Below are 24127 nucleotides of genomic sequence, written 5' to 3' on the forward strand. Positions count from 1 at the left end.
ACTAATTAACTTGGGTATAAGCATAGTGGATATGAAAAGTTTAGGTTATAAAACTTACCTAAATAACAAGGAATGGTCAGAAATGGTCAATTCTATGACAAGCTCTAACAGCACTTGAACAAAAAACAGTCAACATGTCTGAAAACTTTAAAATAACGAGAATGATCAAGTCAAAAAGCTGAAGAACTGAAGAACTGAAGAACTGAAGAACTGATAAAAACTCAAACAAGTGAGAACCCATGTCGAGCTCTCACCTGCCTATTTTATCTAATCCGTGTGAACGAGCGTTGAAGATTTAGCCGATACGTCCTCCGTTACGCTCACCTCAATTTTTACTGCAGCGACTTTAAACTCTGGGATTTTCGCATGTGGATCGGTTGCCGTTGTGGTTAAACGGTTTACCGGTGATTCAACAAAGTGGAATGGAATAAATACCACCCCTTGCTGCATTCGTTTGGTGACAAAAGCATCTATTTCCATGTTGCCACGGCGGGTAGAGATTTTCAGCCTCTGCCCATTACTGATGCCCAGTATTTCTGCATCCTCAACACTGATCATCGCCCTCGGGCCAGCCAAATTATCTAACCCTTTGGTTTTTCGCGTCATCGTTCCCGTATGGAATTGCTCTAAAACACGCCCCGTGGTCAGTACTAAAGGAAACTCCTCATCCGGAAGCTCAGCAGCATAGCGGAATGGAATTCCCACCATTTGCCCTTTGCCACGCGTAAACTGCGTCTGGTGCATAATGCGCGTACCGTGCGGATTGTTCTTATTGCTAGGCCATTGCACACCATTTGGCGTAATCGTCTCCCAGCGTAATCCTGCGTATTGTGGTGTGACGCGAGCGATCTCATTGGTGATCTCAGAAACGCAGTGATAGTGCCAATCGCCACCCATCGCGTTGGCAATGTCTTGAATGATCTTCCAGTCTTCTCTCGCCTCACCCGGTGCCGACACCACTTGATTAATCCGCTGTACACGGCGCTCTGTATTGGTGAAATGCCCGGTCTTCTCTGCAAAGGAACAAGAAGGAAGAACGACATCCGCATGCTGTGCGGTTTCGGTTAGGAAAATGTCTTGCACCACCAAGAAATCTAATGCTTCCAAACCTTCAATCACATGGGCTTGGTTTGGATCACTGAGCACTGGGTTTTCACCCATAATGTACATACCGCGCACATCGCGTTTACACGCTGCGTCGATAATCTCGGTCAGTGTCAACCCCTGCTCAGCAGACAAGTCCGGCGCGTTCCACTCTATAGAAAAGTGTTGACGTACCATTGGGTTATACACTTTTTGATATCCTGGATAGCAGTTTGGCAGCGCTCCCATATCACACGCGCCTTGCACATTCGATTGACCGCGTAGCGGATTAATACCACCACCTTCGATGCCGATGTTGCCGCACAACAACTGCAAATTTGCAATCGAGCGCACATTGTCGTGTCCAGTGGTATGCTGGGTAATCCCCATCGAGTAGTAAACTGCGGTGCGCTGAGCAGTCCCTATCATGCGCGCCATCGCGAAAATATCTTGCGATTTCACGCCCGTAACAAGCTCAACTTTATCGAGATTATACGCTGGCGACATTACCTCTTGTAATAAGGTATCAAAGCCATCAACACGCTCTTCAACGTACTCTGAGTCATACCAACCATTTTTGATGATTTGCTGCATCACCCCGTTGAGTAGCATGACATCAGTACCGGGGCGATGTGCTAAGTAAAGTTCGGCATGATCGACCATATCCACACGTTTAGGATCGGCAACGATCAAACGAGCACCGTTATGTCGAATCGCTTGTTTAATATGCGAGGCGATGATTGGGTGTGCGGATGTGGTATCCGAACCGATAATAAAGATTACATCAGAATGCTGAATACTTGGAATATCGTTGGTCATCGCACCACTGCCCAGAGAGGCCTCTAGCCCCGTAACCGTTGAAGCGTGACACAAGCGCGCACAGTGGTCGACATTGTTGGTGCCTAATTCACGACGAATAAACTTTTGGAACAGGTAGTTATCTTCATTAGTCGTTTTAGCAGAAGAGAAACCTGCCAGCGCATTTCCTCCAAAATCCTGCTTGATTGCGGAGAACTTGGACGCCACTAACTGAATCGCCTCTTCCCAACTAGCCGGTTGTAGCCAGCCGTCTTTTCGAATCAAAGGGGTAGTTAAACGCTCTTCGCTGGCAATGAAGTCAAAACCAAATCGCCCTTTCACACATAACATACCTTGGTTAACTGGCGAGTCTGCCCCTTCTACATAACGGACTTTATTTTCGGCTTCATCAACATACATGGTCAACTTACAACCCACACCACAGTAGGTGCAGATCGTATCCACAGCTTTCAAGTGCTCGGTACGACCTTGAGAGCGATCACGACTGTCTACCATGGCACCGGTTGGGCACGCTTGTACACAGGCACCACACTGAACACAGTTAGAATCCCCAATCAAGGTTGCGGCGTTAACGTTTGAACCTTTTTCTGCACTGCGAAATCTCGGACGGTCATCTGGTCGCAATGCCGGACGTCCATTTTCGTCACTGACAAAACTCAATACCCCGTGTACCGCTTTTTCGCGGCAGGCTTGAATACATTGGCCACAGCTAATACAACGGTTGGCATCAAATTCGATAAACTCCGAACTACGGTCAACTGGATACTTATGACGAAGATCTTTTGCTCGCAAGTCGAGCCAATCTTGATGCCCAACAACTTTCGTTGGCGAGAGTTTTAGTGACGAGTCAAAAGACTGTGTCGCCTCATATTCCGTCGCATAATCACGCAAATCACAATCTGTATTGGCCTGACAGCCACACTCCAAGCATCGAGCCGCTTCTTGTATGGCTTCTTCATTGTTAAAGCCTAATTCCACTTCAGCAAAACTTTGTTCACGTTGTTCAGGTGTTAACTCAGGCATGATTGAACGCGCCACTTTTTTGAATGTTCTCAAAGTGCAGCGGATCAACTTGCGATAACGTATTCTCTTTACGAGAGTTAAACGCCACAGTTGGCATATCCGCCATGTCGCCATTGAGGAACAAATCTATCGCTTTTGCAACGACACGACCATCTCCCACCGCTTCAACCGCCGTTGCAGGGCCTCGTCGAAAGTCGCCGATACTAAAAATATTCCCAGTACCAGTGTGTAGGGTTTTGTCGTCCGTTTCAGACGTGTTCCATCGAGTTACAGGGATAGAAACGCTGTCATTATCTAAAAAGCTCAGATCAGGCTTTTGAGAAACGGCCGCAATGACCGTATCGAACTCTTCCGTGAAAAACTCACCAGTTGGTTTCGGACTGCGGCGACCTGAAGAGTCTGGCGCCCCTAAGGCCATGCGCTCTAGACGAATCGCCTTCACAGCCCCTTTATCGTCTGAGACATTTTCTGCTGGATTGGTAAGAAAATGGAATTTTACGCCTTCATGCTCGGCTTCCACGATTTCGTAGTCTTCAGCAGGCATCTCGTCTCGAGTTCGACGATAGATAATTGTGGTATCCGCTCCCGCACGACGGGCGGTCCGGGCACAGTCAATCGCCGTGTTACCACCACCAATCACCGCCACTTTTTTGCCCGTGATGTATGTTTGCTCAGTCACATAGTCTTTCAGGTAATCCACCCCCAAATAGCAACCTTGCAAGTCGCTACCAGGATAATTCATTTCTACCGCTTGCGATGCCCCAACCGCTAAACACACCGCGTCGTAATCGTCACTTAATTGGGAAAGCGTGAAATCAACCCCGAGCTTTTTATCGGTCTCGATCCGCATGCCATTGCGACACATTAACTCGATTTCTTTATCCAGAATATCCTTTGGCAAACGGTATTCTGGTATACCGTAACGTAACCATCCCCCCGCTTTTGGCATAGACTCAAAAACGGTGACGTTATAGCCTTCATTCGTTAAGTAGTACCCAGCCGTTAAACCACCGGGGCCGCTGCCCACAATCGCGATGTTTAAGTTTTTAGCGGTTTTCTGTTCAGGAACAAAAGACTCATAGCTTGCTAAGTCCGCATCCGCAGCGTGTCGTTTAAGTTGACGAATCGCAATTGGCTCATCCACCAAAGCACGACGACATTCACTTTCACAAAATGCAGGACAGACTCGACCAATTGACAGCGGCATAGGCAACGTACGCTTAATCACTTCAATTGCTTTTTGATGATCGTTTTGTGCGATGTGATATAGGTACGATTGGATGTCTACGCCAGCTGGGCAGGCAGTTTTACATGGCGCCTCACAGTCAGCGTAATGATCTTTCATGATGCGGTTCAAGGCTTTCCGGCGACGTTCGGTTAAATCTTCAGACTGTGTAAGAACATTCAAACCATGATGCACTTCGAGTTCACAAGCGCGCTTGATACCACCGCTTTCGACTTCAACCACACACAAGTCACACGGAATTTTCTCATTACTTTTATTCGAGCCGCATAATGAGGGAATCTCTACTCCACACACTTTTGCGGCTTCTAGAAGGGTTAGCCCTTCTTCAACTATTCTATATTTTCCGTCAATGACAATTTCGATCATATTTCCCCCGAGGCTAGCCAATTGACCTCATTATTTTTAAGGATAAATCCTACTACGCAGCACGCTTGTGATAAAACACTCAATAAGAGAATTTTATTGTAGATTCTTAAGTATTGACCTTACCCCTAGGGTAACCTTTATGATGTAAGGGTTATTAACATCATCACTCTTATTTTGGATACGGTATGCGTCTCAAATCACTGCATACAATTTGGCTTACGTTACTGACCACACTGGTATTTTTAGTATCCAGTGTGGTCAACAGCGCGTCATTAATGAGTGTAAATATGATGTCGAATAGCACCTCCATGTCGACTCACGCAATGGTTAGTACGCAGAAAATAGTTAATACGCAGAGAATGGTTACAACCGAACATTGTGGTTCTCGCGCAATGGAGGTAGTGGTAGATACTCACGCTTCGCATTCTCCCGATCAAGCTTCGCTCTCCTTGTCTGAAAACGCCTTAGCTGAAAACGTGATGGCAGATTGTGTGGACAATACAGGCTCAATTCATAACTGCTGTTCAGCATCCTGTTCAGCCATGTTCGTGTATTTACCAACACCAAGTAATCATACTTTACCGCAGGCCTATCGTGCTCCAATGTTGTTCGATACAAGTGCACCTGTTGTACAAGTCAACAACAACCTCTATCGACCTCCCATCGTTTAACTTCCCCCAACCATATTCGATCCTGCTAACTCGCAGGTTGTTTAACTACACCCAATTTTTGAACTAAAACTCTCTCCTACTTTGTGCTTACTGACATGAGTACATGGCAACACATGAACAGGTTTTAGCTCATAGAATTGGTGAATTCCCTTCATATGCTCTGGACATACGAGTTCGATCGTACCTCAGCTCTTGAAGGGAAACATTTTGGATGTAAACGATGAAATTCCACCCCAATCGTTTAGTGAGCACTATTTGCTCACTGACCTTTGTTGCCTTACCCGCCTTTAATGTCATGGCGCAGTCCTCATCTGACATTTCGGCAAATGAGTCAACACAAGTTCAATCAGCCCAAGAACTTGAAAAACTAATTAACCTTGCATTGAGTAATGACGGAACTCGAAAGCAGTTCTTTGCACAGTCCGAAGCCATACGCGAATCTGGTGTGGCAAGCGCAACGCTCATGGATCCAAAATTGAAAGTTGGTTTTGGCGGCTTACCTGTCGACAGTTTTCAATTTGATGACGATCCAATGACCAATATTTCCGTTGGCCTAATGCAGCAGTTTGAACGCGGTTCCACCCTTGGTCTGCAGCAAAAGAAAGCGAATCAACAAGCTGATGGTGTCGAACTCCAAGTACATGCGCGTGAATTGGAGATTGCCAACAGCATGACCCAACTCTGGCTTGAGCTTGGGTATCAACAACGAGCGGAACAGATCATGTTGGAAAACCGCCGTTTAATGAAAGAAATGGAAAACTTTATTCAAACCAATTATTCGATTGGTAAGAGTGAGGCTCAGGATTTACTCAATGCACAACTCCAAGTCAGCAAATTAGACGAAAAGCTACAGGCCAACGCACAGATGCAGCGTCGTTTGGTCGCTCAACTGTCTGAGTGGTTAGGGGCAGATTGGATTCACAACGATGCACAGCTCAACCAAATCTCTATTAAAGCCAGTAACCAATTGAACTGGAGCCATTTAACGCGAATACTCGCCGCAAATACCGGTACCAGTAAGCATTATGAACAGTTGAGCTTCCACCCTATGGTGAAAATGGCGGATATCAGTGTTTCAACTAATGAAACACAGGTAGAAATCGCCGAGCAGGCTTATACACCACAGTTTGGGGTCGAAGTGGCTTATGCTTATCGTCAGGCAAACAACATGAAAGGTGAACCAGCATCCGATTTAGTCAGTGCTTATCTCACCATGGATATTCCTCTGTTTACGGGCAATCGCCAAGACCGAAACCTCGCAGCAGCCCAATATCAGGTTGGGGCAGCTCGCTCTCAGAAAGACACATTACTCACCCAAATGAATGCCAAGGTAAACACCTTGCTAGTCGATCGTACCAATCTAACTCAACGTTTGGAACGGTATCAATCCACCCTACTTCCTCAAGTCAAAGCTCGTATTCGCGCGGTAGAGCGAGGTTACCAAAATAACACCGCTCAGTTTAACGATGTGCTCATGGCAAGTACTGATGAGCTGGCCCTAAAGCTAGAACAACAGCGCTTGCTCACCGATTTAAACATCGTAAACAGCAATTTATCAGCGCTGTTGGGCGGGTTTGAATATCAGGTATCAACACCCGTTATTACGCCTGAAAAGAATACGAACTGAATCACGAAAAACTCGAAACCTCTCGTCGCAGTCCGAAATACAAAAAATACATCGACTGTTGAATGAAATGAGGAAATAAGGAATTAAGAATGACGTCAAACTCAATCAAAATTGCCACGATCGCTCTGCTTATCGGTGGAGTACTCGGATTTGGAGCAAACCAATTTAGCTCTGGCACGAAGCACGAGAACGCCAACATAGGCGAGAACACATCAAGCAGTTCAGATGAACCGTTATATTGGGTCGCTCCGATGGACCCTAATTACCAGCGAGATAAGCCCGGAAAGTCTCCAATGGGAATGGATTTAGTCCCTGTTTATGCGGGCGATCTCGCCGGTGAACAGGATAAGCCGGGAACGGTAACGATTGATCCATCGGTGGAAAATAACCTCGGAGTGAAAACGGCTGCCGTCACCTTAGAGAAACTCGCCCCTCGTATTGAAACGGTCGGTTATATTGCTTTTGATGAAAGTCATCTTTGGCAAACCAACGTCAGAGTCGCTGGTTGGGTTGAACAACTGTACATCAATGCGGTAGGTGAGCAGGTTAAAAAAGGCGATGTATTGTTCACGCTATATTCGCCGGAGCTCGTTAAAGCACAAGAAGAGCTTCTGAATGCTTACCGCACGGGTCGCAATGGCTTAGTCAAAGGCGCAACCGAGCGCTTGGTGACTTTGGGTGTTGATCGCTCGCAAATCAAAACGATAACCCAACGCGGAAAAGCGTCACAAACCATTGAAATTAAAGCCCCTGCCGACGGAATCATCGCGAGTTTAAACGTTCGAGAAGGCGGGTATCTATCACCGGCTCAAGTCGTGGTCAGTGCGGGTCCACTTGATAATGTTTGGGTAGACGCAGAAGTGTTCGAACGTCAAGCCCATTGGATGAAAGCGGGTAGTAACGCCTCTATGACACTGGATGCGATTCCTGGCAAGGAGTGGCAAGGCCTGGTGGATTATGTTTACCCCATTTTGGATCCGAAAACCCGAACATTGCGTGTGCGCTTAAAATTCCCCAACCCAAATGGCGAACTTAAGCTAATATGTTTGCCAACATTGCCCTACAACCGGTCAGCGACGAAGCTGTGATGACGATTCCAAAGTCTGCGGTTATTCGCTCTGGCGGAATGGCTCGGGTGGTATTGGCAGAAGGCAACGGAAAATATCGTTCAACACGCATTAAGGTTGGACGTGAAGCCGACGACAAGACGGAAGTGCTGGAAGGTCTAACCCAAGATGATCACATCGTCACATCAGCGCATTTCATGCTTGACTCAGAATCCAGTCAGTCTGCAGACCTATCAAGAATCTCGAAGGCAAAACAAACGCCTGCCCCAACCGCATGGGCAAAAGGTGAAATTACCGATGTAATGAACGATCACCGGATGCTGACCATCAACCACCAACCAGTACCGGAATGGGACTGGCCAGGCATGGTGATGAATTTTACCTTAGCTGAAGGGGTAGAAATGAATGGCCTGAGCAAAGGGCAAGCCATTGAGTTCGAAATACAAAAAACACCATCGGGCCAGTATGAGATTTTGGACTACAAAGCCAATGATAGTGTAGTGGTCACTGACGTTTGGCTAACAGGTGACATCAGCATGCTAATGGCCGACTTTGGCATGATTACTCTCAACCATATGCCAGTTGCAGAATGGAATTGGCAAGCTGGGGAAATGAACTTCTCAGTGGGCAACAACGTCGATTTATCCGGCTTTGAAGAAGGGCAAAAAGTTCGGTTTCTAATCGAAAAGCAAGGCTCTGATTATGTGCTCAAGCAACTTGAAGCGGTCGAGGGATAATTATGATTAGCGCAATTATTCGTTGGTCCATCAATAACCGCGTTATGGTACTGATCGCGACGATCGTGCTGGTATTAGCCGGACTTTATAGTGTAAAAAACACACCTGTCGATGCTATTCCAGACTTGTCTGATGTACAGGTCATCATAAAAACAAGCTACCCGGGACAAGCCCCTCAAGTCGTAGAAGATCAAGTCACCTATCCGCTCACAACGGCAATGTTAGCGGTTCCGGGCGCAGAAACCGTCCGTGGCTATTCATTCTTTGGCGACTCGTACGTTTATATCATTTTTAACGATGATACCGACATGTACTGGGCTCGTTCTCGTGTTTTGGAATACTTAAGCCAAGTTGCACCGAAATTGCCACCCAGTGCGAAACCAACATTGGGGCCTGATGCAACGGGTGTTGGCTGGGTCTACAGTTATGTCCTACAAGACAAAACGGGTCAACACGACCTTGCTGAACTGCGCAGTTTCCAAGATTGGTTTTTAAAATACGAACTGCAAACCGTTGATGGCGTATCTGAAGTCGCAACCGTTGGCGGCATGGTGAAGCAATATCAGGTTCAAATCGACCCAGCTAAATTACGTGCCTATAACCTCACCTTGCAGCAAGTCAACATGGCGATCCAAAATGGTAACCAAGAGACTGGCGCCTCGGTTGTCGAAGTGGCAGAAGCTGAGCACATGGTTCGAACCACAGGCTATTTGACGAGCATCGAAGACATTGAATCCTTGCCTTTAAAAGTGACCGAGAAAGGTACACCGCTGCTGTTAGGTGACATTGCCGACATCAACTTAGGTCCACAAATGCGCCGTGGTATCTCAGAGTTGAATGGCGAAGGTGAGGCAGTCGGCGGTGTTATCGTCATGCGTTATGGAGAAAACGCGAGCGCAGTCATCCACAAGGTCAAAGAAAAGCTTAATGATTTACAGGCCAGCTTGCCTGATGGTGTGGAAATCGTTCCAACTTACGATCGTTCAACTCTGATCAATGCTGCGGTGGACAACTTATGGAAAAAGCTTGCCGAAGAATTCATCGTTGTCGCGGTCGTTTGTGCGTTGTTCCTGTTCCACATCCGTTCATCCTTGGTCATCGCTCTGAGCTTACCGGTCGGCATTTTATCCGCCTTCATCATCATGCATTCTCAAGGCATTAACGCCAACATCATGTCACTGGGTGGGATAGCCATTGCCATCGGAGCCATGGTTGACGGAGCGATTGTCATGATCGAGAACGTCCACAAACACATCGAGCGAACACCGTTAACGGATGAAAACCGTTGGCAGGTGATTAGCAAAGCGGCAGAAGAAGTCGGTGCACCGCTGTTCTTCTCACTGCTTATCATCACGTTAAGTTTTGTTCCGGTGTTTGCGCTCGAAGGACAAGAAGGCAAAATGTTCTCGCCTCTCGCCTTTACGAAAACCTACGCCATGGCATCAGCCGCCGCGCTTGCGATCACACTTGTACCCGTTTTAATGGGTTACTTTATTCGGGGAAAAGTGCTTCCTGAACACAAAAACCCAGTGAACCGTAGTTTGGTTGCGCTTTATCGCCCATTGTTAAACCTAAGCTTAAAGTATCCCAAAGCGATGATCGTCCTCGCACTTGGGCTCATGGCGTCAGCATACTACCCAACGAGTCAATTGGGCAGTGAGTTCATACCACCGCTGGATGAAGGCGATTTGATGTACATGCCAACCACTTATCCAGGAATTTCTATTGGTAAAGCGCGTGAATTACTGCAACAAACCAACAAGTTGATCAAAACGGTACCTGAAGTAAAAACCGTTTGGGGCAAAATTGGTCGTGCAGAAACCGCGACAGATCCCGCTCCATTGACGATGATCGAAACCGTGATTCAGTTTAAACCAAGAGAAGAATGGCGCGAGGGGGTAACCACAGAGTCACTGCGCAAAGAGTTCGATGCGCTGATCCAGTTCCCTGGGTTGACGAATGCTTGGGTTATGCCCATTAAGACTCGTATCGATATGCTAGCGACCGGTATTAAAACCCTATCGGGATCAAAATTGCGGGGCCAGATCTCAAGGAAATTGAAAAAATTGGCGCTCAGTTGGAGCCTATTTTAAATGGTGTTGATGGCACGTCATCGGTTTATGCTGAGCGTGTAGCTGGGGGCCGCTATGTCACAATAGACATCAAGCGTCGCGTTGCCGCTCGTTATGGACTCAATATCAAAGATGTTCAGCAAGTCATTTCTACTGCGGTTGGTGGGATGAACGTAGGTGAAACAATCGAAGGCCTAGAACGGTACCCGATTAACGTTCGCTACCCACAAGATTATCGGGATTCTGTCGTCAAACTGCAAAATTTACCACTCGTTACACCAAACGGCGCTCGCATTGCTCTCGCAGATGTGGCCGACATTCGCTACGAAGATGGACCACCGATGATTAAGACCGAAAATGCACGTCCTAACGGTTGGGTATTCGTCGATATTGACGGACGCGATCTCGGCTCATATGTCGTCGAAGCACAACAAGCTGTCTCTGATCAACTGGTCCTGCCGACTGGCTATTCGATCGCATGGTCGGGTCAGTATGAATATATGGAGCGAGCCAAAGACCGTTTGAGCATCGTGGTCCCTATCACCATCGTAATCATCATGATGCTGCTTTATTTCAGCTTCCGCCGGATAGGTGAAGTCCTGATCATCATGCTGACACTGCCTTTAGCGATGGTGGGAGGCTTGTGGCTCATGCATTACCTCGGCTACAACTTCTCCATTGCTGTGGGAGTCGGATTTATCGCTCTGGCAGGTGTCGCCGTCGAAATTGGGGTCATTATGCTCGTGTACCTCAACCAAGCCTGGCACCACAAAAAGCTCGACGCTCAAGAGAAAAAAGAATCACTAAACCTGAACGATCTGACCAACGCGATTCGTGAAGGTGCGGGCTTACGTGTGCGTCCAGTAATGATGACCGTACTCACCGTAATCATTGGTCTCATACCAATCATGTACGGTGAAGGAACCGGATCACAAGTGATGCAGCGTATCGCAGCGCCGATGATTGGTGGCATGGCGTCAGCGCTTCTGCTCACCCTGCTGGTGTTGCCAGCGATCTTCAAGCTGTGGAAAAAGCGCGAAGTGAAAAATCAATCACACCCTAAATAACTAAACAATCAGCGCCATTGTGTATTTATCAATGGCGCATTACTGATGAAATGTAAGGACATTACGATGAAAAAGACACTAATCGCACTTACTCTGACTATAGCTTCTGGTAGCGTCTTGGCTGAAATGGATCACTCAAATATGAACCATGACGCTATGTCTGTAGAAGGTATGTCTGTAGAAAACATGCCTATGGAGAATATGCAAAGTGAAAGCATGCCTATGGATCATTCAAAAATGGATCACTCAAGTATGGGCGGAATGCCAGGCATGTCTGCGGTAGGCATGCCAGCTACTGGGGCCAAGCCCGACAAGGTGATCCACGTTATCTTGAGTGATGACATGAAAATTACATTCAAAAAAGAGGTAAAAATCGAACCGAACGACGTGGTCCAATTCGTGGTTATGAATACAGGCAAGATCAACCATGAGTTCACGATTGGTTCAGCGCAAGAACAACGTGAACATCGAGAAATGATGAAAACTATGGCTGGTGATCATATGCATGACACTGGTAATGCTGTCACCGTCGCGCCAGGCAAAGCGAAACAGTTGCTGTGGCACTTCCACGGTGACAATAATGTTGAGTTTGCTTGCAACATTCCTGGCCACGCAGAGGCAGGAATGATCAAAAAAGTGAAATTGTAAGCACGCTATCCTTGTACCTGAACGAGAACGCAAATAGGAGCACTTCACTGCTCCTATTTATTTCGAGAAGTCGCATCCTCTGTCGGAAAGTAACCAGACCTCATATCGAGTCATGGAACCTTGAACGATTTCTTCGGCAAACCACTAATCCTCCTTCGCTCTCAGCCCCCGACTGATTATCGCAAGGGTGATATGTCACCAACGGTGTTTTGATAACGTTATCATTCCAATACGCATCGAAACGGAAATTAGAATGACTAAACGTCACGAAGCACAACAACAATTTGAAGAAAGTAATGCCAATTTGATTGTTGGTAACAAGGCTCACTGCCCCATATCGCCAAAACAACTCGCCTTAACCACGAGTCACTCACCTTATGTCATTCAAACATTCAAAAGTGGGTTAACGGCAGAAGTCTATCGTGTCCGCTTTAACGGAAAGGACTACACGTTAAAGAAAAAGCGCCCGATACCTCTCGTACAAAACCTTGATGGTCAGTTCTCTTTTCTTAATGAGGTGCAACGCCGCTCTGATTTTCAAAAGCTTAAAGATGATCCCAATACATCTCAAGCATTCAGGTGTATCGTGGAGACAGTGTATGCAGATTATCGCCTGGGTATAATCTTGTCCGAATGGATTGAAGGTGAACCTATCAGTGAGCTTACTCCTTCGCTGCTATCGCAACTTTTTTCTACCTTGATTGAGAGCGAAAAAGTCGGCTTGTTCGAATGGGATTTAAGTTCTGGTAATTTATTAGTTGATAGTAACGAGAGGTTATGGCTGTTTGATTTCGGTTATATGTATCCATTTGATCCGTTGACTGAATATAATAGTGATGGCATTACAGCGCCGTTATTCCAGTTTTGCGAACGCTTTGAGACCCGCTTCTTATCTGGTTGGATTCTGGACCATGATTGTTCACGACATCAGTCTTTAACGATATTCCATCACGTCAAACACGCAGCCGTAGGTGCACTGGAGAACAAGATTGCATGGTTGCGAGCAAATCATGCTGATAGAACCATCATTGACGTCACTCAGTCGTTGAAAGCACGATACCTTCTCGCACTTGAAAACCATGACGAACTGGAAAGGCTGTTTACTGTTGAGATGTTTCGCTCCAATGTACTGGATATTGAGGATGATCTGAGTGGCAAAAGCTGTACGCCCACGACCGTTAAGCGAGTGAATACGGTTCTTGAGATGATAGAAAACGACTATCCACTACTCAAAGAGCAAGGTGCGCTGCATTTTCACAATAAAGATAAAAGCAAACAAGAGTTGATTGAGTCGTATCAGAAAAAGTGGCACTTAGTAAAACAGTATCAGCTTTAGCTGAATAAAATTTCAGATGGCTGACTAAGCGGGTAAATTCCCCAAGGTGAAGGATAACCTTTTTATTCCCATTCCAAAATCAAGCTACGCTATGATACGAAGTCGTAGCTTGATCAAAGCCAAAGAGTGACCAAGACATTGCTTCCGTTGCGCAGCCCTTTCACCGCATCACAAACAGCTCTTCATGGTAATGATGCTCAGTATCAAATTGATACGCTTTTAGTTGCATTTTCAATGCTTGTGAGAATGATTCTGGACCGCAAAAAACCAGTTCATAACCTGTTAAGTCTCCGCAACGTTTTACGATCCGTTCCGCATTAAGTCTTGGTGACGACTGGGTATCAATCACGCTCAAATCCACCCTTGCTTGGTACGCAGCGTGCCAAAGCTCATCCAGCAACTGGCTATCAAGTCCGCGACAACAATAAAATAAGTGCGCTGGCTGATGTGAGCTCCGCTCTTTTAATGTCGCGAGAATTGCGAAGAAAGCCGCAACCCCTACCCCACCAGCAACCCAAACCTGAGGTTTGCTGACGTCGAATTCCAAACGTCCATAAGGCCCTTCCAAAGTGACGTTATCACCGGGTTTTACTCGTTGGTATAAACCAGTCGAAAAATCCCCTAGCTCTTTGATTAAGAACTTCAGTTCAGGGTCAGAGCTTGCCGAAGCAATCGTAAATGGGTGGGGATCTTCATCACCAAAGCGCACATAGGCAAATTGCCCCGCTTTATGCCCTTGCCAACTTTCTGTCGGCGTGAGAACTAATTCCATCACCCCGGCTTGGGAGAAAAAGCGCGTTGACTTAACCCGCATGGGATGACGATTCGCACGGCCGACGAACCCAAGCAAACTGTAAACCGCGGCCGCAGACCCTAGCAAGGCAAATACCCAAACAATAACATAAATAGGCTCACCCCAATATGCGCGCTTAATCATTAGTACCGAGTGAACCACTAGCATCAAGTAAGCTACGGCCATCAATCGATGGGATAGTTTGAAGGGTCTATACTTTACGACGGTCCAAAGTGAAATACCAACCAAGACCAATAATAAGTAGAAGCCCCACTCCCCAAAATTCATCGCAACATCACGCAAATCTGCTATCCAGGCTTCCCACCCTTGAAGGTTATGACCCGCAGGCCCAGCACCGGTAAACTTGACAGGTTTCTCCAAAAATCCTGACTCAATCAACCATGTGGGTATTTGATACAACGCCCAATGTAGAACCGCTACGCTAACGCCTGAAATGCCCAACCATTTATGGAGTCTATACGCTTTGTCTAGGCCACGAGTCCATCGTTCAATCGCGGGCAATCGCAATGCCAAAACCATCGCTACCGACATTAAAACCAATGCAACCATGCCTGAATATTGGGTTAGCGCTGAACGCCAACGGAAGAATTGAGTCGATGATAGGAGCTGCGGTTCAGATATCAGCCACAACACTGACACAATCGCTATTAATACAAACACAAAATTCCGTACCGTTTTCATGCTCGTCACCCTCACAACCACCTTTATTCTATTTTAGCTCTTCTAACGTCAATATACGTAAAGTTGCGTAAATCCTGTGCATATTTCTACAGAAAATGGACAGAGATTTAACAGGCCAGATAACCGTGAATCGCTATAGTACCGAACCGAATGACGCGATTTCGCGAGCTAAGATAAAAATAGAAGAACAAGACCTATGAAAAAGTTATTTTTGTTGATGGGACTACTCGTGTATTCATCCGCTAGCTTAGCCACCCACCTCAATGAAAACATTTCTAATATTGAGCAACAAATCTCTGGGCGTATTGGTGTTTCTATTTGGGACACGCAAAACGACAGCCACTGGGATTATCGTGGTGATGAGCGCTTTCCTTTAACGGGGACAGCAAAAACTCTGGCATGTGCAACAATGCTAGAAAGTATGGACACCGGTCAATTAGATAAAAATGCCACGTCTAAATTAGTCAAAGAAAACATGGTAATGTGGTCGCCTGTGATGGAGAAGATGACCGGAGAAAGTGTACGCGTTGAACATGCTTGCGAAGCGGCAATGTTAATGAGTGACAACACCGCTGCCAACCTTGTACTCAGTAGCGTTGGAGGCCCAGACGCAGTAAACTTGTTCCTACGTCGTGTTGGAGACAATACAACACGATTAGATCGCCAAGAGCCAGAAATAAACGAGGCCAAACCAGGGGATGTACGTGATACAACCACGCCAAATGCCATGGTCAATACATTAGAAAGTTTACTTGAGGGCAAAGTACTTGCTTATGAGTCTCGTCTACAGTTAAGAATTTGGATGCAGGACAACAAAGTATCCAACGCTCTTATTCGCTCCGTACTTCCACAAGGATGGTCCATTGCCGATCGTTCTGGGCAGGGAGGTCACGGATCGCGGTCGGTCAATGCAGTGATCTGGAAAGAAGATCATAAGCCCATTTACATCACTATTTACGTGACCGATACCGAACTATCTTTACAAGCACGAGATCAACTCGTTGCTCAAATCAGTCAACTCATTCTAGAGCCCTATAAGAACATATAGCTTCTGCCCTACCTCTGTGAGTCAAACTACATAAGCACAACAAAAAAGGTAGCGTTCTAGAACACTACCTTTTATTCGTTGGCCACTGGGTAAAATCAATCAACCCGCAGCACTTTTATCAATGACGTTAAATAGATACACGTTTTTTAACGTCATTTCAGTACATTATGCCTTCTTCAGGTCTCTTGTCGGATAAGTCAATACGGCACCATTAGCTTTAACATGCGTATACGCACCACCGCCACTTACACCAGATACGACCATTTTTCCTAGATCAACGCCTTTGGTAGCGACAACTTCATCACCAATTGAAAACATACTGCATACCTTCTATTTAGATTAAGACCATGGGTCAATTGGGTGTATTTAATATGAAATAGCGACATACACCTAATCAGGTTTTTTGTCGTAAGGATCAAATTTTTATAATGAAGTGACCGTCGAAAACGCATTAAATTTCGGAACCATTGACGAAACTGGATTACAATCCTCGTCACGGAGATCAGGGAGTGACTTTTACTCTCTTAGGAGAAACAAAATGAAAAAAGGTCTTAAAATGCGTGCGCTAGAACGTTCTGATCTACGTTTTATTCACGAGCTGAACAATAATCGTAATATCATGGCCTACTGGTTTGAAGAGCCTTATGAGTCCTACGATGAGTTAGAAGAGCTGTATCGTAAACACATCCATGATGATGCCGAAAGGCGTTTTGTTGTCGAAGACGACGACGGGATTGTGATCGGCCTTGTCGAGCTTATCGAAATTAACTACATACATCGTAGTGCTGAGTTTCAAATTATCATCGCACCCGACCATCAGGGACTTGGCTACGCGACCGATATGATACACCGTGCGTTAGACTATTCGTTTTCAATTTTGAATTTACGTAAAATATACCTACTGGTTGCAGTAGACAATGACATTGCCATTCACCTCTACAAAAAATGCGGTTTCATTGAAGAAGGCCATTTGGTTGAGGAGTACTTTATCAATGGTGCTTATCGAGACGTTAAAAGAATGTATATTTTGAAGAACCAGTATCAGAAAGAAACGGCACAGTAAAAACGACGGCTTAGGATTAAAATCACCACTCAAGTGTATCGGCTTTACCGCAAAAAAAAAAAGAGCCGCTCAATGCGGCTCTAACTGCTAAGGTCAGTTGACCTTTTGAAATGATTGTTACAGCGAACTGTTGGTATTAACCCGCTTGGTTGAGCTGAAGTTCGGCTTGAAGCGACTCGGCTTCAGCTTCATTAAGCACTTGCTCAAAACCTTTTAGACGCTTATGAATTGAAAGCAGTTCAACAATGGTCGTCCAAGAGTTAACTAAATATTGGAAAGAGTTCTCCACTTGACTAAAGGCATTCATGATGCGTTGCATCATACCCAGTGTAAATGCGCCCGCCACAATGGATGGCGCTAAAGCAATCATGGGAACGAATGCACCGACCTGCAAATAACCATAGCGAACAATATTGAAGTACACGTAGTGTAGGTAAAGTCGAAAATAGCTACGACGAACATTACTAAACAATGCTTGCAAAGTAATAGGCTCTGCACGATCTTCGTGGTCTTCTCCGTAAACTAATTCTTTACGGTATGCCGCTTCTACTTTCTGGTTCTTAAACTCCAACCCTGGTAGTTTTGACCCAGCGATTGCCAACAGCATGGTGCCAAAAATCGACCAGAGAATCGCAACGAAAACCAATGCTTGAGGTATTTCACCCAGAATCGGAACTGATTTTACGTGTTCCGACAAGCTCCAAAGAATCGGTAGAAATGCAAGTAACGTCATGATCGAATTGAGGAAACTGATACCCAAGTCTTCCATAATCGACGCAAAACGCATGGTGTCTTCTTGAATACGCTGAGAAGCACCTTCTACGTGACGGACATACTCCCACTTTGACGTGTAATAATCGGTCATTGCCGTTCTCCAACGGAACACATAGTGACTGACAAAAAATGAGTTACACACCGCCACAGTTATCGCGACCATCAATATGATCATTACCGTAGAGAGCTCCGAGTAAAATTCGGTCATTGTAATACTGTTTGGAGCGGACAGTGCCTTTTGGATCAAGTTGTAAAAGTCACCATACCACTCATTAAGAGCCACACTGACTTCCACCTGAAACCAAGTAACGAATACGATTAATCCAGAACCAGCGACAGACCATTTCGCCCACTTTTGGCCACCCACTTTTAGCCAAGTGCCAATGAATAAGGCATAACACACCGCCATATATTGATATAGCCAAGCGTTAGTCGCACTCTCTTGCGCGGATTGAAACTGTGCCACTAAGTCGGGGTTAGCATCAGCAGCGAGTGCGCTAGGATAATGAAGACCAAACCAGTCCGCCAAGCTTAGACTAGGGCCAAGATCTTGAATGAGAGTATACCAACCAAGGACACAAATGACGGACCAAAAAGTGAAGCTAAAGAAAAACAGCTTAGGTTTGGGAAAAAAGGAATCGAACACGATAAGTACCTTCTGTTACATTGCTGTGCTCAGCACTAGCGTAATTGAGATGCAGTGAACACAAACAATCATCAAGAGTCAGCCTGAAAGGGTAACCTCGACAATTGACGTTGATCATCACTTCGACAAGAACAATGAATACAAATTCACTCTAAAAATCTCGCCAGAGTGACTTCAATGCATTACGTCACTTCCTTGTTTTCCTGATTACTATGAATGATTGTGAATAGCTAGCATTGGACGAGCAGCCTCTCCACAAAAGCCATTTGGTGTCCATGATTTACTTTTGAGTATATTAATAGAGTTGCTCCAGTAAACCTTATGATTAAAATTAATAATCATTAAATTAAATAAAATCAATCAGTTAAAAAACAAAGCCTGTTTCATTTTTAAGAAAGAAAACAGAAAGAACACCGGATTTTGACGTCCCGTGACCTCCCCCTGCTAGATAACTGATTTACACAATGGCCTTGATTTAATTTCGCGAGTAGGCATTAACGAAACTGAAAGTAGAAAAAGAAAAAAGCCATGATGCCTAATAGCGTCATGGCTTTTTATGCTTAAATGTTAACCCCGCGCCGATTCTAATAAATATCTCGACATTACCATCGTAATACAAAAACGAACTTGCACTTTAGTCGTGCATAAAATGTAAACTGAGAGATAGTATATAGAAACAATGCAATAAGGAGCGGTGGTCCATCCCACTACTTAGCTACTTAGCAATACATCTATTCAGTTAAAAGTTGTAAGCAACAGACAAGTGATACTTACGCCCGTCTAGAATGTAGCGGTAATCTGCATCTTCTTCTGGATTAACCTCTTCGTTAAAGACATTGTATACCCCAGCCTTTAAGCTAATATCGCGTTTTGGTTTGTATACTAAACCTAGGTCGTAGAATGTGTAATCAGGAATAGTTAGACCATTAGTCCCGCGTCCACTCGTACCCGTTTGCCAGCGGCCCGAGGTTTCTCCACGATAGTTTCCTTGTGTCCACAACATCAACTGCTCTGTCGCTTGCCACTCCAACGACGCATTAAACATGTGTTTCGCAACATCATTAAGCGGTTTACCCGCGTATTCTCCAGACTTTTGTTCTGTTTTGGTGTACGTGTATGAATGACGGTACATCAGATCTTGAGTAAATTGGTAGTCAAGGGTGAACTCAATGCCCGACATCTCAGCTTCTGCAATATTTTCATACGCGGTGTAGCCGTACTGATGTGCTGGATAATAGCTGCCGTTATAGTAACAATCGACATCCGCTTCGCACACTCGACCGGTACGATTAATCTTGTCTTTAAATTCTGAGATATAGGCAGTTAATGCGGTTGATAGACCTGAACCATAGAGGTCGTCATAACCAAGACCAATCTCGTAGTTAAGGCTCGTTTCCGGTTTTAGCTCTGGGTTACCGATGATCACGCCACCACGAGAGGTTGCGCCGAAATCATTCGCACTTTGACGTAAGCTCGGCGCTTTATAACCTGATGTGACACCACCTTTAATAACGACTTCATCAGTGATGCCATATACCCCATACACTTTAGGACTAAATTGGCTACCAAAGTCTTGGTTATCATCAAAACGACCACTTAATACAATAGAAAGATCGTCAATAGGCGCCCACTCATTTTCTGCAAACACAGAATATTGGTAACGCTCCATTGTGTTCACCGCATTCGCATCAGGAACCACAGGTGGCGTTAAGCCATTAGTCGCACCATCTTCTAAGCGCTCATTTTTGTAGGTTGCACCAACGGTCAGCGTATTATTATCCCAAAACCAGTTAATCTGAGAATTGACTGTCAAAACATCGAATTGTACACCGTTACCCGTAACTTCATTGGTGCGTGTGGAGTTATCAGAATCATCGTAATTAACATACGATTTCCAGCGCATGTCGTCATAATGACCTTCATGCTCGATGAAATAAGTATCACGAACCGATTTGTCGTAGCTCAGTTCAGCGTCACTGATACTGCCGTCGCGGTTTGTGACCGTTTCAGCAATACTTATTCCTGGCGTATGAGTTCGCTCTTGCACATAGCGGCTATATCCAGCTGAAAGATTGTTTTGCTCATCGATCACCCAATTTACTTTTGATGAAAAGTTTTTACGCTTGTATTCCGGGTCAGACGCTGAGCTTTTTCTGTCCCCTTCAAAGTGACTTTCGTCTTGGTTTAAAAAGGAGCCACTAACTTGCATAGCAAGCTTGTCATCAACTAGCGGGGCATTCAGAACGAAGTTGGTTTGCATCGCATCTTCATTCACTTTATTGGCACTATCGGCTTTGGTGTACTCGGTCGCAATGCTGCCACTCCATTCATTGCGAACTTTTTTGGTGATGACGTTAATGACGCCACCCATCGCGTCAGAACCATAAAGTGCTGAAGCCGGACCACGAATAATCTCGATTCGCTCTATCTCCGAGACAGGTGGTAAAAAGTTGATCGGTGTCCCTGCCTGAGACCCATTCATTCCAAAAGCGTCATTGCCTTGTACAGGACGACCATCAATCAAAAAAAGTGTGTAGCTGGAAGCCATGCCACGGATCATAATGGATTGCTCAACCCCGCCGCCCATCACTTGCACACCTGACATATTTTTTAATACGTCAGTAATATCCGTATAGGCTTTTTTCTCAATGTCTTCAGCAGTGATCACCGACATGGTTGCGGGCGCGCGCTGTAACGTTTGTTCAAAACCAGATGCAGTAACAACCATGGTTTCATCTGCTTGATTTTGCGCGTCTTCCGCCCAAGCTGCACTTTGGCTAATTAATCCAAGAGAAACGGCCAGCGCAACTTGAGAAGGGAACCATCTGAACATGCAAAACTCCTTAAGTGTTAATAATTATCAATATCAATTTTGATATGGCCATTATTCATAAAATTGATTTCTGAAATAGATCAATATGTGGGACAATTTAGACCGTAATTGGAACAATTCTCATTCGCACAACCACTACTTTCATTGCTTAAGGAGCTTACATGCAAGACCTCAGCGCTGTGCGCGCGTTTCATGCCCTATGCCAGCACAAAAGTTTAACCGCAGCGGCAAAGTTTTTGGGGCAACCGAAATCGACGCTCAGCAGAAGACTCTCACAACTCGAAGAGGATCTTGGACAGGCTTTGGTGACCAAACAAGGCAATAGACTGATGCTGACTAAAGCGGGGAAAGTATTCTCAGCTTACTCAGAACAACTGTTGGCGCTTGCATGTCAAGGTAAAGAAGCACTTCATGAACTGAATAATCAAGTGAGCGGACAGTTAACGATTATCGTCCATCCTAACTTGACACGCGGTTGGATGAGCCGAGTACTTGATACCTTCATGCAAGACCACCCTGAAATTAAAATACGGATGTATAGTCAGTTCTATCATGGCGAAACAGCCATTGATGCAGATTTGATTGTTTGGATAGGTGATATGACTCCAGCGGGATATCATCAGGAGCAACTTGGACTGTGGCACTATGCGGTATATGGCTCGCCAAAATATTTAACTAATAATGTTAGCTTGAGCCACCCTAAAGAACTGATTAATCATAATTGGATTGACTTGATCTCCGCTCGGCAGGAGTCGCTCACCTTATACCATGAGAACCATGGTAATTATGAACTTCCAGCGTTGGAAAGCCGTTTACAAAGTGACAATTTAACCATGCAAGCTGATGCAATAGCGAAGGGAAGAGGGATCGGACTACTACCAACTTGGCTAGCAAATGGATTTGAAAAAGCGCATCCTGGTAGTTTAACGCCCTGCCTTGAAGGCTGGCTTTCCGCGCCTGCGGCCATTAACTGCTTTTACTCAACAGGCAGGCACCCTTTGAAATTAAGACGCTTTATTGAAGTATTGCGTGAAACTCGCATAGCAGAGTGGAAATAACATTCAGGTGTTAGTGGTGACGGGATAGCTCATGATATAAATTATTTAAAAAAGAATACTGCTCTTCTTTGGTCCTAATTACTTCATGGCTTCCCGCTATTCGGCATGCTAAAAAAACTTATCATTAAAACCAGCGGAGACGTTTAAAAAGATATAAACAACGAAGCCAATATGCCACGTCCTTAAAACCGTTACCTCATCTGAGAGTGATAGACAAAAAACCGTCTCGACGATACTCGTTCAGCGATTTACAGAATAGTGGCAGCTGGTCTTAGCTAGATACATAGCGATCATTGAATACTAATTGGTAGCCCGTTCCTCCAGTACTTCCTTAACTGCAAACATGCCGTTTAATGCAGCGGGAAATCCTGCGTAGACAGACATCTGAAGAACCACTTCTTTTATTTCCTCCTCGGTACAGCCAACATTTAGGGCCGCATGAAGATGAACTTTAAGCTGTGGTTGACAGTTGCCGAGTGAAGTTAGTGCCGCAACCGTTGCGATCTCTCTAGATTTGAGATCTAACCCAGCTCGGCTGTAAATATCTCCAAATGGGTACTCAATTATATACGTTGCCAAATCTGGACATATCTCTCTAAGGCTTTCTATTACCTTAACCCCAGCGTCTCCATCAATCTTGCTCAGTTGTTCTAAACCAAGTTCGTATCTCGTATTACTCATCATCTTAGTCTTCCTCTGTTTGATTTTGTAACAGAGGCTAATGGTTAGAGTATGCTCTAAGTCAAGAACAAATTTTGTCATCATAGAATGCTATCTTGCCATCAAGTGCTTTAAGGTGAGCAAGCTGATTTTCAATCTCAGATTTTAGTTTGTTACGGTGTAGCTCTAAAAGTTGTTTCCTTTGTTGTAAAGAGCTGTCGCCGAGTTCCCGTAAATCTGCATATTGCTTAATTCCTTCTAGGTCCATACCAGTTTCTTTCAAGCGAATAATAAACTGGATCCACTCGACATCTTTCTGCGTGTATGACCTGTGACCACTAGCGTTACGTGTAATGTTTCTCAGTAGCCCGACTTTTTCATAATAGCGAAGCGTATATGCAGACACTCCCACTAATTCAGAAAATCTTCTTATGTTCATGGTTGATGACCGTGCAATACTTCATAGTGACGCTCGACATTCATTGTTACCTCGCCCCAATAAGATTTCCTCACCCTTTCCTGGTGAGACTCAAAAGCAACCCAATCCGAAAACTCCTCGTAAACATCAAAACGAAAAGGATTCTCCGAGTTTTCAGTAACACTGAATGTAATACAGCCCGGTTCTTCAAGAGTTAGCCGTTTATGGTTTACCAGTTCACTTTTGACTGATTTAAGATCTGCCTCAGGAACTATAATGAAACCTTTTAATATGACTTTTGACATTGCCTTCCTTATTGCGCCTAATTTACCACTTTACTCTTGCACAGCAGTTTAAGTTTATCTTATCG

At 45.1% G+C, this 24127-nt stretch carries 14 protein-coding genes and 3 pseudogenes; 9 read left to right on the forward strand and 8 right to left on the reverse strand.

What is annotated here, in order from left to right; translation table 11 throughout:
• Positions 1-267: 267 nt before the first annotated feature.
• Positions 268-4537: pseudogene (gene fdhF / locus SU60_RS01310) on the reverse strand (formate dehydrogenase subunit alpha).
• Between the two features lie 185 nt (positions 4538-4722).
• Here fdhF and SU60_RS01315 point away from each other — a divergent pair.
• From SU60_RS01315 to SU60_RS01340, 6 genes and pseudogenes are all read left to right on the forward strand, one after another.
• The gene (locus tag SU60_RS01315; protein WP_041153964.1) at positions 4723-5208 is read left to right on the forward strand and encodes a hypothetical protein; all 486 of its coding nucleotides are present in this window, start codon (positions 4723-4725) and stop codon (positions 5206-5208) included.
• A gap of 220 nt (positions 5209-5428) precedes the next feature.
• Complete coding sequence (locus tag SU60_RS01320) at positions 5429-6835, forward strand: TolC family protein (RefSeq protein WP_041153965.1); 1407 nt, start codon at positions 5429-5431, stop codon at positions 6833-6835.
• Positions 6836-6924: 89 nt separating this feature from the next.
• A pseudogene (locus SU60_RS01325) lies at positions 6925-8639 on the forward strand (efflux RND transporter periplasmic adaptor subunit).
• Between the two features lie 2 nt (positions 8640-8641).
• A pseudogene (locus tag SU60_RS01330) lies at positions 8642-11778 on the forward strand (efflux RND transporter permease subunit).
• Between the two features lie 66 nt (positions 11779-11844).
• A complete protein-coding gene (gene copI / locus SU60_RS01335; protein ID WP_041153966.1) occupies positions 11845-12426 on the forward strand; it encodes a copper-resistant cuproprotein CopI in 582 nt (193 codons plus the stop codon).
• 253 nt (positions 12427-12679) lie between these two features.
• A complete protein-coding gene (locus tag SU60_RS01340; protein WP_041153967.1) occupies positions 12680-13762 on the forward strand; it encodes an AarF/UbiB family protein in 1083 nt (360 codons plus the stop codon).
• A gap of 160 nt (positions 13763-13922) precedes the next feature.
• Here the strand turns inward: SU60_RS01340 and SU60_RS01345 are convergent, their stop codons facing one another.
• Positions 13923-15257, reverse strand: a complete 1335-nt coding sequence (locus SU60_RS01345) for a ferredoxin reductase family protein (RefSeq protein ID WP_041153968.1) — start codon at positions 15255-15257, stop codon at positions 13923-13925.
• 196 nt (positions 15258-15453) lie between these two features.
• Between SU60_RS01345 and blaCARB the strand changes: the two genes are divergently transcribed.
• The gene (blaCARB, locus tag SU60_RS01350) at positions 15454-16305 is read left to right on the forward strand and encodes a CARB/PSE/RTG family carbenicillin-hydrolyzing class A beta-lactamase (protein ID WP_041153969.1); all 852 of its coding nucleotides are present in this window, start codon (positions 15454-15456) and stop codon (positions 16303-16305) included.
• A gap of 165 nt (positions 16306-16470) precedes the next feature.
• Here the strand turns inward: blaCARB and SU60_RS21865 are convergent, their stop codons facing one another.
• Positions 16471-16623, reverse strand: a complete 153-nt coding sequence (locus tag SU60_RS21865; protein WP_164833017.1) for a hypothetical protein — start codon at positions 16621-16623, stop codon at positions 16471-16473.
• 220 nt (positions 16624-16843) lie between these two features.
• On the opposite strand from SU60_RS21865, the gene speG reads away from it, so the two are divergent.
• Positions 16844-17368, forward strand: coding sequence for a spermidine N1-acetyltransferase (gene speG, locus SU60_RS01355; RefSeq protein ID WP_041153970.1), 525 nt, complete (start codon positions 16844-16846; stop codon positions 17366-17368).
• Between the two features lie 136 nt (positions 17369-17504).
• On the opposite strand, the gene sbmA is transcribed toward speG, so the two are convergent.
• Both sbmA and SU60_RS01365 read right to left on the reverse strand, forming a co-directional pair.
• Positions 17505-18788 (reverse strand): peptide antibiotic transporter SbmA, encoded by a 1284-nt coding sequence (sbmA, locus tag SU60_RS01360; RefSeq protein WP_041153971.1) that lies wholly within the window; start codon positions 18786-18788, stop codon positions 17505-17507.
• 739 nt (positions 18789-19527) lie between these two features.
• Entirely contained in the window at positions 19528-21621 is a 2094-nt protein-coding gene (locus SU60_RS01365) for a TonB-dependent receptor domain-containing protein (protein WP_041153972.1), read from the reverse strand.
• Between the two features lie 161 nt (positions 21622-21782).
• Here SU60_RS01365 and SU60_RS01370 point away from each other — a divergent pair, with 161 nt between their 5' ends.
• Entirely contained in the window at positions 21783-22679 is an 897-nt protein-coding gene (locus SU60_RS01370; RefSeq protein ID WP_041153973.1) for a LysR family transcriptional regulator, read from the forward strand.
• A gap of 300 nt (positions 22680-22979) precedes the next feature.
• Here the strand turns inward: SU60_RS01370 and SU60_RS01375 are convergent, their stop codons facing one another.
• The 3 genes from SU60_RS01375 to SU60_RS01385 form a co-directional block, all read right to left on the reverse strand.
• Positions 22980-23360 carry a carboxymuconolactone decarboxylase family protein gene (locus SU60_RS01375; protein ID WP_041154108.1) on the reverse strand — a complete coding sequence of 127 codons (381 nt, stop codon included), beginning with the start codon at positions 23358-23360 and terminating at the stop codon, positions 22980-22982.
• Positions 23361-23421: 61 nt separating this feature from the next.
• Positions 23422-23778: a MerR family transcriptional regulator gene (locus tag SU60_RS01380; protein WP_041153974.1), complete on the reverse strand. Its 357-nt coding sequence runs from the start codon at positions 23776-23778 to the stop codon at positions 23422-23424.
• Positions 23775-24062: a putative quinol monooxygenase gene (locus tag SU60_RS01385; protein ID WP_041153975.1), complete on the reverse strand. Its 288-nt coding sequence runs from the start codon at positions 24060-24062 to the stop codon at positions 23775-23777. The genes SU60_RS01380 and SU60_RS01385 overlap by 4 nt, the downstream gene beginning before the upstream one ends.
• Positions 24063-24127: the final 65 nt, after the last annotated feature.

The sequence above is a fragment of the Vibrio mytili genome, from assembly GCF_000830505.1.
Taxonomy (GTDB): Bacteria; Pseudomonadota; Gammaproteobacteria; order Enterobacterales; family Vibrionaceae; genus Vibrio; species Vibrio mytili.

Coding starts and splice junctions, on each gene's coding strand:
- SU60_RS01345 (WP_041153968.1), bottom strand. CDS start 15,257: ATGAAAACGGTACGGAATTTTGTGTTTGTATTAATAGCGATTGTGTCA.
- speG (WP_041153970.1), top strand. CDS start 16,844: ATGAAAAAAGGTCTTAAAATGCGTGCGCTAGAACGTTCTGATCTACGT.
- SU60_RS01385 (WP_041153975.1), bottom strand. CDS start 24,062: ATGTCAAAAGTCATATTAAAAGGTTTCATTATAGTTCCTGAGGCAGAT.
- SU60_RS01315 (WP_041153964.1), top strand. CDS start 4,723: ATGCGTCTCAAATCACTGCATACAATTTGGCTTACGTTACTGACCACA.
- SU60_RS01320 (WP_041153965.1), top strand. CDS start 5,429: ATGAAATTCCACCCCAATCGTTTAGTGAGCACTATTTGCTCACTGACC.
- SU60_RS01375 (WP_041154108.1), bottom strand. CDS start 23,360: ATGAGTAATACGAGATACGAACTTGGTTTAGAACAACTGAGCAAGATT.
- copI (WP_041153966.1), top strand. CDS start 11,845: ATGAAAAAGACACTAATCGCACTTACTCTGACTATAGCTTCTGGTAGC.
- SU60_RS21865 (WP_164833017.1), bottom strand. CDS start 16,623: ATGTTTTCAATTGGTGATGAAGTTGTCGCTACCAAAGGCGTTGATCTA.
- blaCARB (WP_041153969.1), top strand. CDS start 15,454: ATGAAAAAGTTATTTTTGTTGATGGGACTACTCGTGTATTCATCCGCT.
- SU60_RS01340 (WP_041153967.1), top strand. CDS start 12,680: ATGACTAAACGTCACGAAGCACAACAACAATTTGAAGAAAGTAATGCC.
- SU60_RS01365 (WP_041153972.1), bottom strand. CDS start 21,621: ATGTTCAGATGGTTCCCTTCTCAAGTTGCGCTGGCCGTTTCTCTTGGA.
- SU60_RS01380 (WP_041153974.1), bottom strand. CDS start 23,778: ATGAACATAAGAAGATTTTCTGAATTAGTGGGAGTGTCTGCATATACG.
- SU60_RS01370 (WP_041153973.1), top strand. CDS start 21,783: ATGCAAGACCTCAGCGCTGTGCGCGCGTTTCATGCCCTATGCCAGCAC.